Below are 19,347 nucleotides of genomic sequence, written 5' to 3'. Positions count from 1 at the left end.
GGCCCAGGTCGTGGTTGGCGCTGGTCATGGTCAGTAGCGGATCATCACCGACTTCAGTTCGGTGAAGTCGTCGATGAAGGCCGAGCCGAACTCGCGGCCGGTGCCGGACGCCTTGATGCCGCCGAACGGCACCGCCGGGTCGAGCAGGGTGTGCATGTTGACCCACAGGGTGCCGGCCTGGATTTCCGGGATCAGGCGCATGGCCTTGCCCAGGTCGTTGGTCCACAGGCTTGCGCTCAGGCCGTAGGGCGAGGCGTTCATCAGGTGGATCAGTTCGTCCTCGTGGTCATAGGGCAGGAAGGTCGCCACCGGGCCGAAGGTTTCCTGGTTGAGCAGGGTGTCGCCCGCGCTGTTGGCGAGAATGACAGTGGGCTCGACGAAGCAGCCCGGGCCTTCGCCGAGGCGGCCGCCATGGACGATGCGGTTACCTTCGGCGCGGGCGGTGGCGAACAGCTCGCCGAGCTTCTGCTGGTGCGGTTTGTTGGCGACAGGGCCGAACTGGGTGGTTTCGTCCAGGGGCGAGCCGATCTTCAGCTGGCTCAGGCGTTGGGACAGCGCGTCGAGCAACGGCTCAAGGCGTGACCGATGCACGTAGAAGCGCTCGCCGGCGGCGCAGATCTGCCCGGAATGCAGGAAACCGGCCTCGATGATGCCGTCCACCGCCTTGTCGACGGCGACATCGGGCAGGAACGCCACGGCGTTCTTGCCGCCCAGTTCCAGGGTCGCCCGGGTCAGCCTGGCGCCCATGGCCGCTTGGCCGACGGCGATGCCAGTGGGCACGGAGCCGGTGAACGACACCTTGTCGGTGCCGGGGTGCTCGACCAGCGCCTTGCCCACCTGGCCGCCACCGGTCAGCACGTTGAGGGCGCCCGGAGGCAGGCCGGCCTCGCTGGCCAGTTCAGCGATACGCAACAGGGTTAGCGGGGTGAACTCGCTGGGCTTGAGCACGATGCTGCAGCCGGTGGTCAGTGCCGAAGCCAGCTTCCACAGGGCGATCATGGTGGCGAAGTTCCACGGCACGATGCCCACCACCACGCCCACCGGCTCGCGCAGGGTAAAGGCGCTGTAGCGCTCGCCGGCGAAGGAGGGCAGCGACGGGGTGATGGTCTGGCCGGTGATCTTGGTGGCCCAGCCGGCGTAATAGCGCAGGAAGTGCGCGGCTTGCTCCACCTCGAAGGCGCGGGCGATGCCGATCAGCTTGCCCGATTGCAGGGTTTCCAGCTGGGCCAGCTCCTCGCGGTAGGCCTCGAGCAGGTCGGCCAGGCGCAACAGCACCGCGGCGCGCGCGGCAGGGCTGGTGCGCGACCAGCTGGCAAATCCCTGACGGGACGATGCGACGGCGCGCTCGACATCGGCCAGGTTGGCGTCGGCGACCTGGGCGATGGCTTCGCCGTTGGCCGGGTTGTGCACGGTGATGCGGGCGCTGGATTGGCTGGGCACCGTTGCGCCGTGGATGTACAGGCCGTGGTCACGGGCGAGGAAGGCGCTGACGCTGGGGAGGAGGGGGATATCGCTCATGACAGGGCTCCGGATGGGCCGCAGCGGCCCGATTTGCGCAGGTTAGAGCGCGGCAAACCGGCGTTCTTGTCTGCCTATGCCAGCCACCATGACCCAGCCTGCCAGGCCCATGAAAAGTGCAATCCGAGGTGCGGAAGTTGCATTTTCCGGCCTGCCCACGGCTCCCATACTGACCCGGCATTCATCAGCGAACGTCCGCTTCCAGGCACCGTTCGCCAGGGTCCAATAACAATGAGCCAGACCATGAAAAAGCCAAACTCCCTGCTCGAAGACCTCAAGCCCCTGTTGCCGGCCATTGCCGCCCGCGCCGACCAGGCCGAGCGCGAGCGCAGCGTGCCCGCCGAAAACATCGCCGCGCTCAAGGCCATCGGCCTGCACAAGGCATTCCTGCCCAAACATTACGGCGGCCTGGAAATCAGCCTGCCGCAGTTCGCCGAATGCATCGCCGCGCTGGCCGGCGCCTGTGCCAGCACCGCCTGGGCGATGAGCCTGCTGTGCACCCACAGCCACCAGCTGGCGATGTTCCCGGCACGCCTGCAGGACGAGATCTGGGGCAACGACCCGGACGCCACCGCCAGTAGCAGCATCGCCCCGTTCGGTCGTATCGAAGAAGTCGAGGGCGGCGTGCTGTTCAGTGGCGAGATGGGCTGGAGCAGCGGCTGCGACCACGCCGAGTGGGCGATCATGGGCTTTCGCCGGAGCAGCCCTGAAGGCGGCCAGGACTACTGCTTCGCCGTGCTGCCGCGCAGCGACTACCAGATCCGCGACGACTGGTTCGCCGCCGGCATGCGCGCCAGTGGCAGCCGCACGCTGATCGTCGAGCGCGCCTTCGTGCCCGAACACCGCATCCAGAAGGCCCGGGACATGATGGAGGGCCAGTCGGCGGGCTTCGGGCTGTACCCGGACAGTGCGATCTACTTCAACCCGTACCGACCCTACTTCGCCAGCGGCTTCTCCACGGTCAGCCTGGGCATCGCCGAGCGCATGCTCGAGGTCTTCAGGGACAAGACCCGCAACCGCGTACGCGCCTATACCGGCGCCGCCGTCGGTGCGGCCACCCCGGCGCTGATGCGCCTGGCCGAGTCCACCCACCAGGTGGCTGCGGCGCGGGCGCTGCTGGAAAAAAGCTGGGAGCAGATCGCCGAGTGCAGCGCCCGCCGTCAGTACCCGACGCGCACGGAGCTGGCCTACTGGCGCACCAACCAGGGCTACGCGGTCAAGCTGTGCATCCAGGCCGTGGATCGGCTGATGGAGGCGGCCGGCGGTGGCGCCTGGTTTGAGGGTAACGAGCTGCAGCGGCTGTTCCGCGATGCGCACATGACCGGGGCGCATGCCTACACCGACTATGACGTCTGCGCGCAGATCCTTGGCCGCGAGCTGATGGGGCTGGAGCCGGATCCGGCGATGACCTGAGCTTCAACCGATGAACATCGCTGGAGCACTGTGGGTGTGACCCAGCCCAACAACCATGATGGAGCCTTGCATGTCCATTCCCTTCGATAGCCGCGCCTTCCGCCGCGCCCTGGGCAACTTCGCCACCGGCGTAACCGTGATCACCGCCAGCGACCCCTCGGGGCGCAAGGTCGGGGTCACCGCCAACAGCTTCAACTCGGTGTCTCTCGAGCCTCCGCTGGTGCTCTGGAGCATCGACAAGCGCTCCAGCAGTCATGCGGTGTTCGAGGCTGCCGGGCACTTTGCCGTGAATGTGCTGGCGGCCGACCAGGTCGACCTGTCCAACACCTTCGCCCGCCCCAGCGAAGACCGCTTTGCCGGCATAGAACACGAGACCGGCGAGGGTGGCGCACCCTTGTTGCCAGGCTGCTCGGCGCGTTTTCGCTGCGAAAAGTTCCAGCAGATCGATGGCGGTGATCACTGGATTCTCATTGGCCGGGTGCTAGCCTTCGACGACCTCGGGGGGGCGCCGCTGCTCTATCACCAAGGCGCCTATTCCAGGGTCCTGCCGCATGAGCTGACGGATCGCTGCGTGCAAGGGTAACTGCGTCGAGGTGTTCGACGCCAGTGTTGCAGTGCCTGTGAAATCGAGCGCCGCCCGCGCGGCGCATCGCTGGCAAGCCAGCTCCCACATTTGTTTCGGGCCAATCAATCCTGTGAGGTCATCGCTGTCCGCCCGGGTGCATGCCTTGAGACCTGCGGGGCGGCAGTCGTGCCCACGCTGAAACCGCGTCGGACCAACAAGGCGTACAGCCGCGGCGGCGCAGGCATAACTGGCCAGAAACAGATGTGGGAGCTGGCTTGCCAGCGATGCGCCGCGCGGGCGGCGCTCGATCTCAAGAGCGCTGCAAGGCTATCGCCTGGCACCTGGCAACACGGATCAAGGTCGGCGGCAGGCAGTGGCAAGACCTGCCTGGGTGAAGGCCGCAAAGTGACGGGGAAGACCCGGCGCACGCCAGCACTTGCGGCGCGCCGGGCAAGCGGTCATCTTTCTCTCGTCCACCCAGGGCCCACCCATGACAACCAATAATAAGCTCACCGAGCACTTGAACCGCGGCAGCGTCGGCTTCCCCACCGCGCTGGCCAGCACCGTCGGCCTGATCATGGCCAGCCCGGTGATCCTCACCGCGACCATGGGCTTCGGCATCGGCGGCAGCGCCTTCGCCGTGGCCATGCTGATCGCCGCAGTGATGATGCTGGCGCAATCGACCACCTTCGCCGAGGCGGCGGCGATCCTGCCCACCACCGGCTCTGTCTACGACTACATCAACTGCGGCCTGGGCCGCTTCTTCGCCATCACTGGCACTCTGTCGGCCTACCTGATCGTGCATGTGTTCGCCGGCACCGCCGAGACCATCCTTTCCGGGGTCATGGCCCTGGTGAACTTCGAACACCTCAACACCCTGGCCGAATCGGCCGGCGGCTCCTGGCTGCTGGGGGTGGGCTTCGTGCTGGTGTTCGGCGTGCTCAACGCCTTTGGCGTAAGTGCCTTCGGCCGCGCCGAGGTGGTACTGACCTTCGGCATGTGGACCACGCTGATGGTGTTCGGCGTGCTCGGCCTGATCGCAGCGCCCGCCGTCGAGCTGGAAGGGCCATTCGGCGTGTCGCTGGTCGGCACCGACCTGATGACCATCCTGTCGCTGGTAGGCATGGCCATGTTCATGTTCGTCGGCTGCGAGTTCGTCACCCCCTTGGCCCCGGAATTGCGCCGTTCGGCCTGGGTGATGCCCAAGGCCATGGCGCTGGGGTTGTTCGGTGTGGCCAGTTGCATGTTCATCTACGGCGCGGCGATGAAGCGGCAGGTGGAAAACGTGGTGCTCGATGCCGCCAGCGGCGTGCACCTGCTGGACACCCCCATGGCCATCCCGCGTTTCGCCGAGCAGGTGATGGGCGATATCGGCCCGGTGTGGCTGGGCATCGGCTTCCTCTTCGCCGGCGCCGCCACCATCAACACGCTGATGGCCGGGGTGCCGCGGATTCTCTACGGCATGGCGGTGGATGGGGCATTGCCCAAGGTGTTTACCTATCTGCACCCGCGCTTCAAGACCCCGCTGCTGTGCATCCTGGTGGTGGCGCTGATCCCCTGCCTGCATGCCTGGTACCTGGGTGGCAACACCGACAACATCCTGCACCTGGTGCTGGCGGCGGTATGTGCATGGAGCACCGCGTACCTGCTGGTGACCCTGTCGGTGGTGATCCTGCGCATCCGTCGCCAGGACCTGCCGCGGGCCTATCGCTCGCCGCTGTTCCCGCTGCCGCAGATCGTCTCCAGCATCGGCATCCTGCTGGGCATGTGGTTCATCACCCCGCCGGGCATGAACCCGGCCGATGTGTATGTGCCGTTCGCCGTGATGCTTGGCGCCACCGCCGTCTACGCGCTGTTCTGGACGTTGTGCGTGCAGAAGGTCAACCCGTTCCGGCCGGCCAGGGTCGAGGATGTGCTGGAGAAGGAGTTCGCCGCCGAGCCCGGCCAACCTCATAGCGAGCAGGTGCGCCATGTCGGCAAGCTGGCTTGAGCGCCTGACCGGGCCACGCGCTCCGGCCGGGTATCGGCCCGGGGCGACCCTGGCCTGTCTGGGGCGCAACCTCGGATTGGCGGATTTGCAATCCGCAGCTTCCTTTACCTACCGCGAGGATGGTCCGCGTATCGAGGTGCGTGAGCGCACCGAAAGCCACCTGCTGATGCATCTGGTGATGTGCGAGTTCATCCTGCGCGTGCCAGCCAGTGGCCAGGGCACGCTGCGCGCCGAACTGCACCACACCGGCATGCTGCGGCGCAGCGGGCTGGGATGCCGCCTGCGCGGCGGTGACCCGCTATTGTTCGAGGCGCTCAAAGCTCGCCTGGCTGCAGTGCAGGCCGCCCTGATGCCCTTGGACTTCAAGCGCCTGGCCATCGACTGCAGTAACGGTCAGTGGCAGGTGACCCTGGAGCACATGGGCGCCAGCGAGGTGGTCAACCGGATGCCGACGTTGCGTCGCTACATTCCCCTCACAACCGAACAGCGCCACCATCTCTGGCTGGCGTTCGACGGGTTGGCGTGCACCCTGCGCGACCTCTGACTCTCCGCGAACCTTTGGCAGCGGCTTGGAAAGATGACAGTTGTACCTTCATTGATAACATGTTAACAATTGTCCCCATAACAACAACCGTTGCTGTGGAGGTCGCCATGCCCATGCCCCAGCCCGCTTCAGTGCACAGCGCAAGTCCGGCCCAGGACGGCCTGGAGCGCTGGACGACGGCCATGCAAAAAGTCTGCGGCCAGTTCCAGACCGAACTTGCCTTCAACCGCTCGCTGTTCATCGGCGAGATATCGACCTACAACCGCGCCGGCCTGGCCCTGGCCAATCTGCGCACCAATGCCGGCAATATCCGCCGCCTGGGCGACAACCCTGACCGTGACGACGACCAGCATTGCTTCCTGGTCAGCCAGCGCATGGGCTATTCACAGATCACCCAGGAGGGCGTGAGCATCCAACTGTCGCCGGGCGAGCTGCTGCTGATGGACTCGGTGGGGCCGTGCGAGATCACCCCGTTCGGCCTGATCGAGCATGTTTCGCTGTCACTGTCCCGCGAGCAGGTGCGCAAACATCTTGCGAAGCAGGGCACGACCTTCGGCAAGATCTCCTCGACCAACGCCTGCGGGCGCATGCTGCATCTGCTTATGGATCAGCTGTGCCGTGAAGGCGACGAGGCCGGGGCAACCCAGGGCGAGGCGCTGCAGGCGGCTTTCATCGCCCTGCTGGAGCCGGGCTTCGAGCACGCTGATGACAATCCCGGCTCGCTGGTCGGGCTCGGCGGTGTCAGCCTGCGCGGCTATGTGCAGAAGGTCATCGACGAGTCGCTGGGGCAGCCCGGGTTGACCCCGGCGAACCTGGCCGAGCGCCTGAGCATTTCGGTGCGCCACCTGTACCGGTTGTTCGAGGAGGAGGGCGACAGCGTGTGCCGTTACATCCAGCGCTCACGGCTCAAGCGCAGCGCCGATGATCTGTCCAACCCGTTCCTTAAGCGCGAGTCGATCACCTCGATCGCCTACAAGTGGGGCTTCACCGACTCGGCGCATTTCAGCCGGGCGTTCAAGAAGCAGTTCGAGCAGTCGCCAAAGGATTTCAGGGCCATGGCGTTGACGGCAGGGCGCTAAAAGCATCGCCGGCAAGCCGGCTCTCACAGGTTATGCGTCCCCTGTGGAAGCCAGCTTGCCGGCGAAGCGGTCGCGAGGATGTAATCAGGCTAGCGCAAGGTAATGCTTCACAAAGGTCTCGCTCAACACCTCCCACAGCACCGGCGTGCCCTTGGTCACGAACCAGGCATCACCCGCTTTGTAGCGCGTCACCTGCCCGGTGGATTCATCGGTCAGTTGAATCTCGCCGGTCACGATCACCGCTTGCTCGCTGAACGGATAGACCATGCGGAACTTGCCCTGGGTGGTGCCGAAATAGGCGCTGCTGACCGGGTCGGTCGGGGCGCCGTGGGTCATCTTGCCGTAGCACTTGACCTCGCCTTCGAGGATGGTCGAGCCAAGGTCGGCAACGGTGCCCCAGGCGTCGAGTTCGGACAGCTGCACACCCTGGCGGACGGCGGTGAGGGTCATGGTGGTTCTCCTGGTCTTGTTCAAAAAGAATCAACGGCGGCCGTTGAAGAAGCCCGACAGCTGATGCACGGTCTTGCCGGCGGTCAGCAGCAGTGGGCGGATATGGTCCTTGCCGAGGATGCGCGCGTGCTTGACCGAACTGATCAGGTCGTAGCGGGCCGAGCCTTCGCTCATGCCTTCGGCGAGGATCTTGCAGATGATGTGGCTGGGGGTGACGCCAAAGCCCGAGTAGCCCTGCACGTAGAAGGCGTTGGGGCGGTTGCTGAGGGTGCCGATCTGCGGGAACAGGTTGGCGCTGGTGGCCATCGGTCCACCCCAGGCCAGGTCGATGCGCACGTCCTTGAGGTAGGGGAAGATCTTCAGCATCAGGTTGCGGTTCCAGGCCTTGAGGTCCTTGGGGATGTGCTCCACGAACGGTGTGGCGGCACCGAACAGCAGGCGGTTCTCGCGGGTGACGCGGTAGTAGTCGATCACCGGGCGGATATCGCTGTAGGCGCCGCGGATCGGGCTGATGCGCTGGATGAGCTCGTCCGATAGTGGCTCGGTCATCAACTGGAAGGCATAGGTGTTGACGGTGCGCGCATGCAGTTCGGGTTCGAGCTTGTTGAGGAAGCTATCGCAGGCCCACAGCAGCTTGCTTGCCTTGACCGAGCCGCGCCCGGTGCGCACGGTGATGCGCTCGCCGTAGTGCACTTCCAGGGCCGGGCTGTGCTCGAAGATCCGCGCACCGTGGCCGACCAGGGCCTGGGCCTCGCCAAGCAGCAGGTTCAGCGAATGCACGTGGCCGCCGCCCATGTGCAGCAGGGCGCTGCTGTAGGCGTCGGAGCCGATGATCTGCCTGACCTCCGAGCCGCCGAGGAAGCGGATCTCGTCCTTGCCGTTGATGGCCTTGAAGTCCTTCTCCCAGGCGCGCAGGGTCTTTTCCTGGCGGGCGTTGAAGCCCATGTAGCCGTAGCCGTGGCAGAAGTCGGCGTCGATCTGGTAGCGGGCGATGCGCGCCTTGATGATGCCGGCGCCCAGCTCGCTGATCTCGAAGATCTCGCGCAGGCCTTGATCGCCCACGCTGCTCTTGATCTTCTCCAGGTCGTGGCCGATGCCGGCCATGATCTGCCCGCCGTTGCGCCCGGTGCCGCCGAAGCCCAGGTAGCGAGCCTCGAGCACGACGACATTGGTGATGCCTTGCTCGGCCAGTTCCAGGGCGGTGTTGATGCCCGAGAAACCGCCGCCGATCACCACGACATCGGCTTCGATGTCGCTTTCCAGGGTGGGGAAGCTGAGGTTGTACTTCTTGGTGGCGGTGTAGTACGTCGGCGTTTCGATGTTGATCATGGCGCAGCCTGGACAGTTGGAATTGTTGGACAGCACGGCTTGCACAAGCGCTGGCGGTTGCAGGTATTGAGCACCTAACGAAAGGTAGGTGTCTTGCCTGGGACTGCCAGGGTTTTGCTTCAGGCTGCCAAGTTGTCCATCGCGTCCAACACCGTAGGCATACGGCGGCAGCATGACCTCCACGGGAGAAGTGGTGATCATGCGCCTCATGAATATGTTAAGTAAATCACCCTCTTTGGCTAATGCCAGTCAGGCCCACTTTGCGGCCCATCGCCGGCAAGCCGGCTCCCACAGATACAGCGCAGGCCTCACTAATTGCGCGGTCCCTGTGGGAGCCGGCTTGCCGGCGATGGGCTGCGTAGCAGCCCCAGTGACGCTTATTACTTGAAATCCCACTGCATCTGCGTGGCGATGCTCACACCGCTGGACGACCTGACACAGACGTCCAGGTAGTCGGTGAAGCGTGGCGGCACGGCAATGCCTTCTTCCAGCAGCCGACTGTTGTCGAACAGGTAGTTGAGGTCGGCGAAGCCGCTGTACAGGCGCAGTGCGCGCAGCACCAGCCGTGGGTTGGCCGGGCCGATGCGGGTTTCGAAATGGCTGGCGAGCGATTTGAGGTCGTCCGCCTCGACCTTGCGATAGCGCTCGCCCACCGGCTCCGCGCCATTGGCCAAGGCGAAGGCCTGGTCGATCTCGGCGAAGGTGCAGGCCGAATGATGGCCGGCGGAGATATGGTAGAGGTCATGACCCAGGCGGGGCTTGAGCGCCAGGCCGATCAGCGCCTCGGCGCAGTAGTCCACCGGGATCACGTCGATCTGCTCGTCCAGGCCGCAGGTGAAGCTTTCCAGGGCGAAGCCCATGCGGAACACCCAGAAGATGCTGCCCGAGGCCTGGCAGCCGAGGCTGCGGTGGCCGACCACGATGGATGGCCGCGCCACCACCAGCGGCAGGCTGGGCAGTTCTTCACGCATGCGCCGTTCGATCTCCGCCTTCGAGGCGGTGTAGTCCACCAGTTGCTGCGCGGCCTCGGGGAACTCCCACGATTCGCTGATCGGTGACTCGCGCTGCGGGCCGCAGCACATGGCGGTGCCGACGTGGAGAAAACGCTTGAGACGGCTTGAGCGGCTCAGCACCTGGGCAAAGGCGTAGGTGCCCTCGACGTTTACCGGCCAGATATTGGGGTTCTTCGAGAACGAGGCCACGGCGGCGCAGTTGATCACCCGGTCGACCTGCATCAGGCGCGGGGTCTCGCGAGCCAGCCAAGCGGTGTCGAGGAAGTCGCCGCAGAGGATCTGCGCTTCGCTCAGGGCCTGGCTCTGGCTGTCGTCGACACCATGCTGGCGCAGGTTGTCGCGCAGGCGTTGCAGGCCCTGCGCCGGGTTATCGGCGCGAACGAGGAAGCACAGGGCCTCGGCATGCCCTTCGGCGATCATCTGGGCGGCGACGGCGCCACCGAGAAAACCTGTGGCACCGGTCAGCAGAATACGCTCCTGGGCTGGACACGGGAGGGTGGGCGTATGAATGGCGGGGGTGTTCATAGGTTTCCTCGGCAAGTAGTTTGCCAGTGCTTCATTCTTTGGAATGGGTGTGAAAGTTACGTGAAAAGTTTGCTCGTGCGACTAATTCAAGTCCGGAGCTATTGGGTTTTTGATAAACATGGCGCGAGCCGATATCACGTCGGCAAGCGCGTTGTATGGAATTCATGGCCCTGAACCCCGCAGGCAGATAGCGGCGAAGAGCGGGGCGGCGAGTCATTGTCTGGCGGGGCGATGGTTATTTCAATTAACTGTTGGCGCAGTTATGCAGGTTTTTGGTGAAACAATTTTAATGGGCTATGAGCAGGTGTAAGCAGCTGTATCGAATGTGTAAATATATTTAAATTTGCACGCGGTTAATTGTTCGTGTCACTTCAATTGTCCGGGCACTTCCCAGATCCCTCCATCACCAATGACATAGACCCGCTGACCCGTTCCCGGCTGCAGCGTCATCGCGCCGGTGAAGCTGCCGAACGACGGCAACAAGGTCAGGTGCTCGCCGACCAGGAAACAGGGCAGGCGCACCTGTTGGCGGCCACGGCCGCGCAGGCGGTATGCCGGATGCACATGGCCCGCCAGTACATGCCGCTGCGGATGCGAGCAGGGCTCGTGGTGCAGGGCGAACGGGCCGAGCGGCAGCGGCTCGGCCACCACCTCGATGCCCAGCCCGGCCGGCGGATCACCGGCGTGCCGGTCATGGTTGCCACGCACCAGGGTGATGGGCAGCGTCGCATGGCGGGCGCGCCACTCGGCAAGCGCTGCCAGGGTTTGCGGGGTTCTGCCTTTGGCGCTGTGCAGGAAGTCGCCGAGAAATGCCAGGTGCTGGCAGGCAAAGCGCTGCAGCAGGGCATCCAGGCGTTGCAGGTTGCAGGCGGTGGTGCCACTGGGCACCGGCTGGCCCAGTGCCCGGAAGCCGGCGGCCTTGCCCAGATGCAGGTCGGCGATCAGCAGGGTCTGCCGCTCTGGCCACCATAGGGCCTTTTCCGCCAGCAGGCAGAGTTCGGTGCCGGCCACCTTTACGCTGATGTGCGAGGGAGGGGTGCTGGCCATGGCCTCAGGACCGCTGCCTGGCCGGGCGTGGCCGGCCGTCCTTGCTGCGCCTGGCCTTGCGCGCGCGGCCAGGTTCACGGGTGTCATCCTCGACCATCAGCGTGGTCAGCGCCGCAGGCTCCTGTGCCCCGGCACCTGCGGCCTGCTCCAGGTCGCTGACCATGCGCCGGATCCGGTCGGCGAGTTTTTCCGAGCTGAGGCTCTCGCGAAAGCGCTCGACCATCAGCGGAAAGGCGAACGGTGTGGCGCGCCTGATGGTCCGCAGTTGCAGCGGTAGAGGCTGCAAGCGCTGCAGGGTCTGGTGCAGGCGTTGCACATCCAGTTCCTGGCTCAGCACCTCCTGGCGGGCCTGGGTCAGCAGCAGGTTGTCCGGGTCGTGCTGCCTGAACACATCGAAGTACAGCCCGCTGGAAGCCTGCAACTGGCGCGTGCTCTTCGGCGCACCGGGGTAGCCGGTAAACACCAGTCCGGCGATCCGGGCGATCTCGCGAAAGCGCCGGCGCGCCAGTTCACCGGCATTGAGGCTGGCTAGCACCTCGGGCAACAGGTCTTGGCTGTCGAACAGCGCCGGGGTCAGGGCACCGGCGTAGTCGATGGCGCTGGCGCACAGCAGTTCCAGGCCGTAGTCGTTGACCGCGATGGAGAAACTCAGCGGCGTATCCCGCGCCAGGCGCCAGGCCAGCAAGCTGGCCAGGCCCAGGTGCACCGAGCGCCCGGCGAAGGGATAGAGAAACAGGTGCCAGCCCTCGCGGGACTTCAGGGTCTCGGCCAGCAGGACGTTTTTGCCAGGCAGCGCCGACCAGGCTTTCTGCACCTCCAGCAACGGGCGCAGCAGGCGCATTTCCGGGCCTTGGTACATCCCCTGGTCCGCCGCGTCCAGCTCGGCCAGCAGCGCTTCGGCCAGTTCGCCCGAGAGCGGCATGCGCCCGCCGTTCCAGCGCGGAATGGCGGCCTTGCGGTCGCTGGCGCGGCGCACGTAGACGGTCATGTCGCGCACTTCCACCAGCTCAAGCGTGCGGCCAGCGAACAGGAAGTGGTCGCCCGGGCGCAGGCGGGCGATGAAGCCTTCCTCGACGCTGCCCAGCGATCCGCTGCCGCCGCGGGCCCAGAACTTCACGGTCAGGCTGGCATCGCTGACCAGGGTGCCGATGCTCATGCGGTGACGGCGTGCCAGGCGTGCGTCGGGCACCCGCCAGCGGCCTTCGGCGTCCGGCTCGGCGCGGCGGAAATCGGGGTAGGCCGTGAGCGAGAGACCGCCGTGGCGGATGAACGCCAGGGCCCATGCCCATTGCGTCTCGCTCAGGTCGCGGTACGACCAGGCGCTGCGCACTTCGGCGAGCATGTCCTGGGCATCAAAGCCATCGCCGAGGGCCATGCTCACCAGGTGCTGGACCAGCACATCCAGTGGCCGTTCGGGGGCCTGGCGCGCCTCGACCTTGCCTTGCGCCACCGCCCTGCGTGCTGCCGCCGCCTCCAGCAGCTCAAGGCTGTGGGTAGGTACCAGCGTGGCACGCGAGGGCCGGCCCGGGGCGTGGCCGGAGCGCCCGGCGCGCTGCATCAGGCGCGCCACCCCCTTGGCCGAACCGACCTGCAGCACGCGTTCCACGGGCAGGAAGTCCACGCCAAGGTCCAGGCTTGAAGTGCACACCACCGCCTTCAGCTGGCCTTTCTTCAAGGCCAGCTCCACCCAGTCGCGCACCTCCCGTGACAGCGAGCCATGGTGCAGTGCCAGCAGCCCGGCCCAGTCGGGCCGCGCCTGCAGCAGTGCCTGGTACCAGGTCTCCGCCTGCGAGCGGGTGTTGGTGAACACCAGCGTGGTGGCGCTGACCTCCAGTTGTTCGACGACTTGCCCGAGCATGCGCAGGCCCAGGTGCCCGGCCCAGGGGAAGCGTTCGATGGCGGCCGGCAGCAAGGTGTCGATGCGCAGGTCCTTGGCGTCATGCCCCTGCACCAGGCGGCCCGCCGGCATCAGCACTTGCCGGGCATGCTCCAGGTTGCCCAGCGTGGCCGAAAGCGCCCAGACCATAAGCGACGGCTGCCAGCAGCGCAGGCGGGCGAGGGCCAGTTGCAACTGCACGCCCCGTTTGTTGCCGAGCAACTCGTGCCATTCGTCCACCACCAGCATGCGCAGGCCGGCGAACGCCTCGCGTGCATTGGCCTGGGTCAGCAGCAGGGTCAGGCTTTCCGGTGTGGTGACCAGGGCGCTGGGCAGGCGCCGTGCCTGGCGGGCGCGTTCGGCGCTGCCGGTGTCACCGGTGCGCAGGCCGATGCTCCAGGCGATCCCCAGGTCATCCAGAGGGGCCTGCAGCGCCCTGGCCGTGTCGGTGGCCAGGGCGCGCATGGGGGTGATCCACAGCACGGTCAGCGGCGCCATGGCAGGCTTGCCGCGACCTGCTGACGTGGGCAGGGAGGCACACTGCCCGGCGAAACGATCCAGCGCGGCGAACCACACCGCATAGGTCTTGCCGGCGCCGGTGGCGGCGTGCAGCAGCCCCGATTCGCCGTCGGCCACGGCTTGCCAGACGGCCTTCTGGAAGGTGAACGGCTTCCAGCCGCGCTCGGCGAACCAGCGGCTGGAAGGCTGGCGGCGCTTGACCGTCACAGCAGCCCCTGCAAGGTGGCCAGCGTGTCGGCCTGCTCGATGGTCTTGTCGGTGCGCCAGCGCAGCATGCGTGGGAAACGCACCGCGATGCCGCTCTTGTGGCGCTTGGACAGGGCGATACCTTCGAAGCCCAGTTCGAACACCAGGGTCGGGGTGACGCTGCGTACCGGGCCGAACTTGTCCACCGTGGTCCTGCGCACGATGGCGTCGACCTTGCGCATCTCTTCGTCGGTGAGGCCGGAGTAGGCCTTGGCGAAGGGCACCAGCACCCGCTCGCCCGGGGCACTGTCGTCCCATACCGCGAAGGTGTAGTCGCTGTACAGGCTGGCACGCCGGCCATGGCCGCGCTGGGCATAGATCAACACCGCATCGATGCTGAACGGGTCGATCTTCCATTTCCACCACAGGCCCAGGTCACGGGTACGGCCCACGCCGTACAGCGAGTCACGGCGCTTGAGCATCATGCCCTCGACACCCAGCTGGCGCGAGGCCTCGCGCTGGCGGGCGAGCGCCTGCCAGTCGTCGCCGGTCACGCGCGGCGACAGGCGCAGGCGGGCATCGCCGATGCTATCGACCAGCGTCTCGAGCTGTGCCCGACGCTGGTCCTGGCTGCGGCTGCGCCAGTCTTCGCCTTGCCATTCCAGCAGGTCGTAGGCCAGCAGCGCCGCCGGCAACTCGTCCAGCAGCTTCTTGCCCAAGGTCTTGCGGCCGATGCGTTGCTGCAGCAGGGCGAAGGGCTGGACGCCGAATCTCTGTTCGCCGCTGTCGGATGGCTCCTTCCAGATCACCAGCTCGCCATCGAGTACGGTGCCGTCGGGCAGAGCGGCGGCGAGTTGCGCAATCTCGGGAAAACGCTCGGTGATCAGCTCCTCGCCCCGCGACCACAGCCAGGCACGCCCATCGCGTTTCACCAGCTGGGCGCGGATGCCGTCCCACTTCCATTCCACCAGCCACTCCTGGGGCGGGCCGAGCACCGCGTCGAAACGCTCGGGCGGCTCCTGTAGCGGATGCGCCAGGAAGAACGGGTAGGGCTGGCCGCCACGCTGGGCATGTTCCTCGGCCGACTCCTGGGCGACCAACGCCAGATAGCGCTGAGGCGTCGGCTGGTGCGCAAGGTCGGTGTAGCCGACCATGCGCTGCGCCACGCGCTTGGCGTCGACCCCGGCCAACGCGGCCAGGGCGCGGGTCACCAGCAGCTTCGAGACGCCGACCCGAAAACCACCAGTGAGCAGCTTGAGGCTGACCATCAGGCTTTGCCGGTCGAGCCGCGTCCACAGTGCCTGCAGGCGCGGCGCCAGTTCTTCGGGGGGCAGGCCGCGCAGCGGCAGCAGCTGCTCCAGCCACCACTGCAAGCTTTCATCCGCGACATGGGTCGACTCTGGCAGCAACAGCGAAAGGGTTTCGGCGAAATCGCCGACGGCCTGGTAGCTCTCCTCGAACAACCACTCGGGCAGGCCGCACAGGCAGATCGCCAGGTCGCGCAGCACACGGGTCGGCACCACCTGGCGGGGGCGTCCGCCGGCGAGGAAGTACACCGCCCAGGCGGCATCGGCAGGTGGTGCGGTGGCCAGATACTCTTGCAGCGCGGCGAGCTTGGCATTGCTCGAGGTGGTGGCATCGAGCCGGGCGTAGAGTTCGGCGAAGGCTCTCATCAGTTGGTCGGCTCCAGGCTGTCGTCTTCCTCGCCGTACTCGGTCTGGAAGGCTCGGGCATCCAGACCGCGTTCGGTCAGGTAGCGAACCAGCACATTGACCTGGCCGTGAGTGACCATCACCCGCTCGGCACCGCTCTGCTCGATGGCCCAGAGCAGGCCAGGCCAGTCGGCGTGGTCGGAGAGCACGAAGCCGCGATCGACGCCGCGCCGACGCCGCGCCCCGCGCAGCAGCATCCAGCCGCTGGCGAAGGCGTCACTGTAGTCGCCGAAGCGGCGCATCCAGGTGCTGCCCCCCGCCGAGGGCGGGGCGAGGACCAGCGCCTGGCGCAGCAATGGGTCGCCCTTGCTGGTCGCGGTGGCGGGCAGGGTTTCCGGCAGGCGCACACCGGCGGCGCGGTAGACCTGGTTCAGCGGTTCCACCGCGCCGTGCACCAGCACCGGGCCGATGCTGGCGTCGATGCCGTGGAGAATCCGCTGGGCCTTGCCGAAGGCGTAGGCGAACAGCACGCTCGGACGCCCGGCGGCGGCATTGGCGCGCCACCAGGCGTCGATGTCGGCGAAGATGCAGGCCTGGGCTTGCCAACGGTAGATCGGCAGGCCGAAGGTCGATTCGCTGATGAAGGTGTGGCAGCGCACCGGTTCGAAGGCTTCGCAGGTGCCGTCCGGCTCGACCTTGTAGTCGCCGGAGGCGACCCACACCTCGCCGCGGTATGCCAAGCGTACCTGGGCCGAGCCGAGCACATGGCCGGCGGGGTGAAAGCTCAGGGTCACGCCGTGGTGCTCCAGCGGCGTGCCATAGGGCAGGGTCTGCAGGTCGATATCCTCGCCCAGGCGGGCGCGCAGTATCCCGGCGCCGGGCGCCGCGGCGAGGTAGTGGCGATTGCCGCGCCGGGCATGGTCGCCGTGGGCGTGGGTGATCACTGCCCGGTCGACCGGCCGCCAGGGGTCGATGTAGAAATCACCGGGTGGGCAATAAAGCCCTTCGGGGCGCGCGACGATCAGCTCCATGGCTCACCTTGGCCTGGGGGTTATCAGCTCAGAGCGTCGGCAGGCGCGCCAGGTTCATTGTTCCTGTCAGTGGGGTAATGGGCCGGCGCCAAATGTGACGCCGACCAGGGGTCACCCTTTATCAGCTACGAAAAAACGCCAGCAGGTCCTGGTTGATCACGTCGGCGTGGGTGGTGGGCATGCCATGGGGGTAGCCCTTGTAGGTCTTCAGCGTGCCATTGGGCAGCAACTTGGCCGACAGTGGCCCCGAATTGTCGTAAGGCACGATCTGGTCGTCGTCGCCATGCATGACCAGCACCGGCACCGTCACCTTTTTCAGCGACTCGGTGAAGTCGGTCTGGGAGAACGCGACGATGCCGTCGTAATGTGCTTGGGCGCCGCCCATCATGCCCTGACGCCACCAGTTGAGGATCACGCCCTGATCTGCCTTGGCGCCGGGACGGTTGTAGCCGTAGAACGGCCCCGACGGGATATCTTGGTAGAACTGCGCGCGGTTGGCCTTGAGCTGGGCCTGGAGGTCGTCGAACACCGACTTGGGCAGCCCACCCGGGTTGCTGGCGGTCTGGACCATCAGCGGCGGCACGGCGGCGATGATGGCGGCCTTGGGCACCTTGTCCCCGGGATGGCGGGCCATGTAGTGGATCACTTCGCCACCGCCGGTGGAGTGCCCGACATGGATCGCCCCCTCGACCCGCAGGTGTTTGACCACCGCCGCCACGTCGTCGGCGTAATGGTCCATGTCGTGGCCGTCCCAGACCTGGCTCGAACGGCCATGGCCACGACGGTCATGGGCGACCACGCGGTAGCCTTCGGCGACGAAGAACAGCAGTTGCGCGTCCCAGTCGTCGGCGCTGAGCGGCCAGCCGTGATGGAAGAAGATCACCTGGGCGTCCCGGGGGCCCCAGTCCTTGTAGAAGATCTCGAGTCCTTCCGGGGTTGTGACGTATGCCATTTCGCGTCTCCTGATTCTTGGGTGAGGAGCTAGTGAAGGCGGGCCATTGAGGGTTCACTGGCCACCGGACAACTCTAGGATTAAAGTGCACTTCAAGGTCAATGCAATTGCAAAGGTGCTGCATGAGAATAGGAGAGCTGGCCAAGCTTACGGGCCTGGCCCCGTCGCGTATCCGCTTCTACGAGGCCAGCGGGCTGATCAGCTCGGTCGAGCGCAAGGCCAATGGCTACCGCGACTACGACGCCGATGCCGTGTGGGTGCTGGAGATGATCACCAACGCCCAGGCTGCCGGGTTTTCGCTGGAGGAGATTCGCCGGTTGCTGCCGGCCAAGGCCAAGGGCTGGCAGCACGATGAACTGCTGGGCGGGCTCAGGCGCAAGGTCGAGGAGATCGAGCGCCTGCAGGAACGCCTGGCACGCAACAAGGCGCAGCTGCTGCTGGTGATCGAGGGCATCGAGAGCAAGCCCGAAGGCATGCAGTGCGTGGACAATTCGCAGCGGGTGCTGGAGCGGCTGCGTGAGGAAATGGCCCAGCAATCCAAGTTGTAGCGCTCACGCAGTCCGCGTTACATCAAGCAATCGCGTTTCGCCTCAGTTACCCGCAGCCAGCGCTGCCAGCGGCCTGGGCGCGTACAAGGCACTCTGGAACTCGGGCACGTACTCGTACTTGACCATCCGTCCCAACTGCAACTCTCGGATATAGCGCGACAGCTCGCCATCACCCAGCACCAGTTCCGCTGAATCAGCCTGCATGCTCGAGGCATGGCTGACCTGCCGCGAGGTGGCGTAGCCGAAGGCCAGGCGGCCCTGATGATCGAGGTTGGTGAAGCTGTTGGTGACAAGGCCTGGCTCGTGGGACAATCCGTCGAGCTTCCTGGCCCTGAACACCACGTCCACCTTGCCGGACCGCGCATCGACGATATCGTAGGTCACCGCCTGGGCGTCCTCGCGCCGGTCGATCCCGGTCAGCCACTTGGGCAGGTTGTAGCCCACCACGCCGCGCACCCGTGCCAGCTCGGTGTTGACCGGCAGCTTGAGCACATAGCCCCAGAAATCCTTGGCCATCGACTGCCCGACCAGCGAGAAGGGCCCGAGGTTCGCCTTGCCGGGTTTGTTGGTAATGATCGACACGGCAACCTCGTTGTAGCTGTCGTTGTCGCAGTAGTCGTAGGTGTAGGCGGTGAACGCCACCAGGCCGCGCCCAGGCCAGACCTGCAGTGGCTGCACCTGCTCCAGCACGGCGGCGGGGATCAGTGCCCGCAGGCGTTCGAGATCGGCGGTGTAGACGGCGGTGACACGGCTGTTGCGGTAGTAGAAGTTCGGTGAGTACGACTCGAAACCCATGTCGACCCGGCTCTTCTCCAGGCCCTTGAACCAGCTCAGGTCGATATCCGGCGCCTCGGCCTGGATCACCGCCAGCGGCGGGTTGGAGCGGTAACGGTCGTACAGCCCGCCCTTGAGCACGGGCACCGGGTGCCCGGCGATGTCGATCTGCGTGGTAGCGGCATGCTCAGGGAGGCCGTTGGCGGCGTGGGTGACGGGCATCAGCAGGGCGCCGGCCAAGGCGGTGACGGTTCCGAGTTTCACGGTGCTGTATCTCCAGGGGGGATGATGTCGGGGCTGCGTAATCACCCTAACGTTCAACCCAACTTGAGAGTC

General features: G+C 66.0%; 15 protein-coding genes and 1 pseudogene. 6 read left to right on the top strand and 10 right to left on the bottom strand.

The window, feature by feature from the left end:
• Positions 1-30 precede the first annotated feature (30 nt).
• A complete protein-coding gene (locus tag AAHK21_RS23875; RefSeq protein WP_367858545.1) occupies positions 31-1,518 on the bottom strand; it encodes an aldehyde dehydrogenase family protein in 1,488 nt (495 codons plus the stop codon).
• Positions 1,519-1,761: 243 nt separating this feature from the next.
• Between AAHK21_RS23875 and AAHK21_RS23870 the strand changes: the two genes are divergently transcribed.
• From AAHK21_RS23870 to feaR, 5 genes and pseudogenes are all read left to right on the top strand, one after another.
• Positions 1,762-2,931 (top strand): p-hydroxyphenylacetate 3-hydroxylase oxygenase component, encoded by a 1,170-nt coding sequence (locus AAHK21_RS23870; RefSeq protein ID WP_367858544.1) that lies wholly within the window; start codon positions 1,762-1,764, stop codon positions 2,929-2,931.
• Positions 2,932-3,001: 70 nt separating this feature from the next.
• Positions 3,002-3,484: pseudogene (locus tag AAHK21_RS23865) on the top strand (flavin reductase family protein); the annotation flags it as partial.
• 502 nt (positions 3,485-3,986) lie between these two features.
• Positions 3,987-5,486, top strand: a complete 1,500-nt coding sequence (locus AAHK21_RS23860; RefSeq protein WP_367858543.1) for an APC family permease — start codon at positions 3,987-3,989, stop codon at positions 5,484-5,486.
• On the top strand, positions 5,467-6,030 hold the full coding sequence (locus tag AAHK21_RS23855; protein ID WP_367858542.1) for a DUF3156 family protein: 564 nt from the start codon (positions 5,467-5,469) through the stop codon (positions 6,028-6,030). Before AAHK21_RS23860 ends, AAHK21_RS23855 begins: the two co-directional genes overlap by 20 nt.
• A 107-nt stretch (positions 6,031-6,137) precedes the next feature.
• Complete coding sequence (gene feaR / locus AAHK21_RS23850) at positions 6,138-7,109, top strand: transcriptional regulator FeaR (protein WP_367858541.1); 972 nt, start codon at positions 6,138-6,140, stop codon at positions 7,107-7,109.
• Positions 7,110-7,193: 84 nt separating this feature from the next.
• On the opposite strand, the gene AAHK21_RS23845 is transcribed toward feaR, so the two are convergent.
• The 8 genes from AAHK21_RS23845 to AAHK21_RS23810 form a co-directional block, all read right to left on the bottom strand.
• Positions 7,194-7,559, bottom strand: coding sequence for a cupin domain-containing protein (locus tag AAHK21_RS23845; protein WP_023631207.1), 366 nt, complete (start codon positions 7,557-7,559; stop codon positions 7,194-7,196).
• A gap of 30 nt (positions 7,560-7,589) precedes the next feature.
• Positions 7,590-8,888, bottom strand: a complete 1,299-nt coding sequence (locus AAHK21_RS23840) for an FAD-binding oxidoreductase (protein WP_046855715.1) — start codon at positions 8,886-8,888, stop codon at positions 7,590-7,592.
• A 380-nt stretch (positions 8,889-9,268) separates the two neighbouring features.
• The gene (gene cprA / locus AAHK21_RS23835) at positions 9,269-10,426 is read right to left on the bottom strand and encodes a cationic peptide resistance protein CprA (protein WP_367858540.1); all 1,158 of its coding nucleotides are present in this window, start codon (positions 10,424-10,426) and stop codon (positions 9,269-9,271) included.
• A 366-nt stretch (positions 10,427-10,792) separates the two neighbouring features.
• Complete coding sequence (gene pdeM, locus AAHK21_RS23830) at positions 10,793-11,473, bottom strand: ligase-associated DNA damage response endonuclease PdeM (protein ID WP_367858539.1); 681 nt, start codon at positions 11,471-11,473, stop codon at positions 10,793-10,795.
• A gap of 4 nt (positions 11,474-11,477) precedes the next feature.
• Positions 11,478-14,075, bottom strand: coding sequence for a ligase-associated DNA damage response DEXH box helicase (locus tag AAHK21_RS23825; RefSeq protein ID WP_367858538.1), 2,598 nt, complete (start codon positions 14,073-14,075; stop codon positions 11,478-11,480).
• Positions 14,072-15,727, bottom strand: a complete 1,656-nt coding sequence (locus AAHK21_RS23820; protein ID WP_367858537.1) for an ATP-dependent DNA ligase — start codon at positions 15,725-15,727, stop codon at positions 14,072-14,074. Before AAHK21_RS23820 ends, AAHK21_RS23825 begins: the two co-directional genes overlap by 4 nt.
• On the bottom strand, positions 15,727-16,737 hold the full coding sequence (locus AAHK21_RS23815; RefSeq protein ID WP_367858536.1) for a ligase-associated DNA damage response exonuclease: 1,011 nt from the start codon (positions 16,735-16,737) through the stop codon (positions 15,727-15,729). The genes AAHK21_RS23820 and AAHK21_RS23815 overlap by 1 nt, the downstream gene beginning before the upstream one ends.
• Before the next feature lie 121 nt (positions 16,738-16,858).
• A complete protein-coding gene (locus tag AAHK21_RS23810) occupies positions 16,859-17,689 on the bottom strand; it encodes an alpha/beta fold hydrolase (protein WP_367858535.1) in 831 nt (276 codons plus the stop codon).
• 122 nt (positions 17,690-17,811) lie between these two features.
• Between AAHK21_RS23810 and AAHK21_RS23805 the strand changes: the two genes are divergently transcribed.
• Complete coding sequence (locus tag AAHK21_RS23805) at positions 17,812-18,237, top strand: MerR family transcriptional regulator (RefSeq protein ID WP_367858534.1); 426 nt, start codon at positions 17,812-17,814, stop codon at positions 18,235-18,237.
• 42 nt (positions 18,238-18,279) lie between these two features.
• Here the strand turns inward: AAHK21_RS23805 and AAHK21_RS23800 are convergent, their stop codons facing one another.
• Positions 18,280-19,233 carry an acetoacetate decarboxylase (ADC) gene (locus AAHK21_RS23800; RefSeq protein WP_367859025.1) on the bottom strand — a complete coding sequence of 318 codons (954 nt, stop codon included), beginning with the start codon at positions 19,231-19,233 and terminating at the stop codon, positions 18,280-18,282.
• Between the last annotated feature and the right edge of the window lie 114 nt (positions 19,234-19,347).

Origin of the sequence: Pseudomonas sp. TE50-2, assembly GCF_040813665.1 — a bacterium.
Classification (GTDB): domain Bacteria; phylum Pseudomonadota; class Gammaproteobacteria; order Pseudomonadales; family Pseudomonadaceae; genus Aquipseudomonas; species Aquipseudomonas soli.
This window is presented reverse-complemented; position numbering and strand designations above follow the sequence as displayed.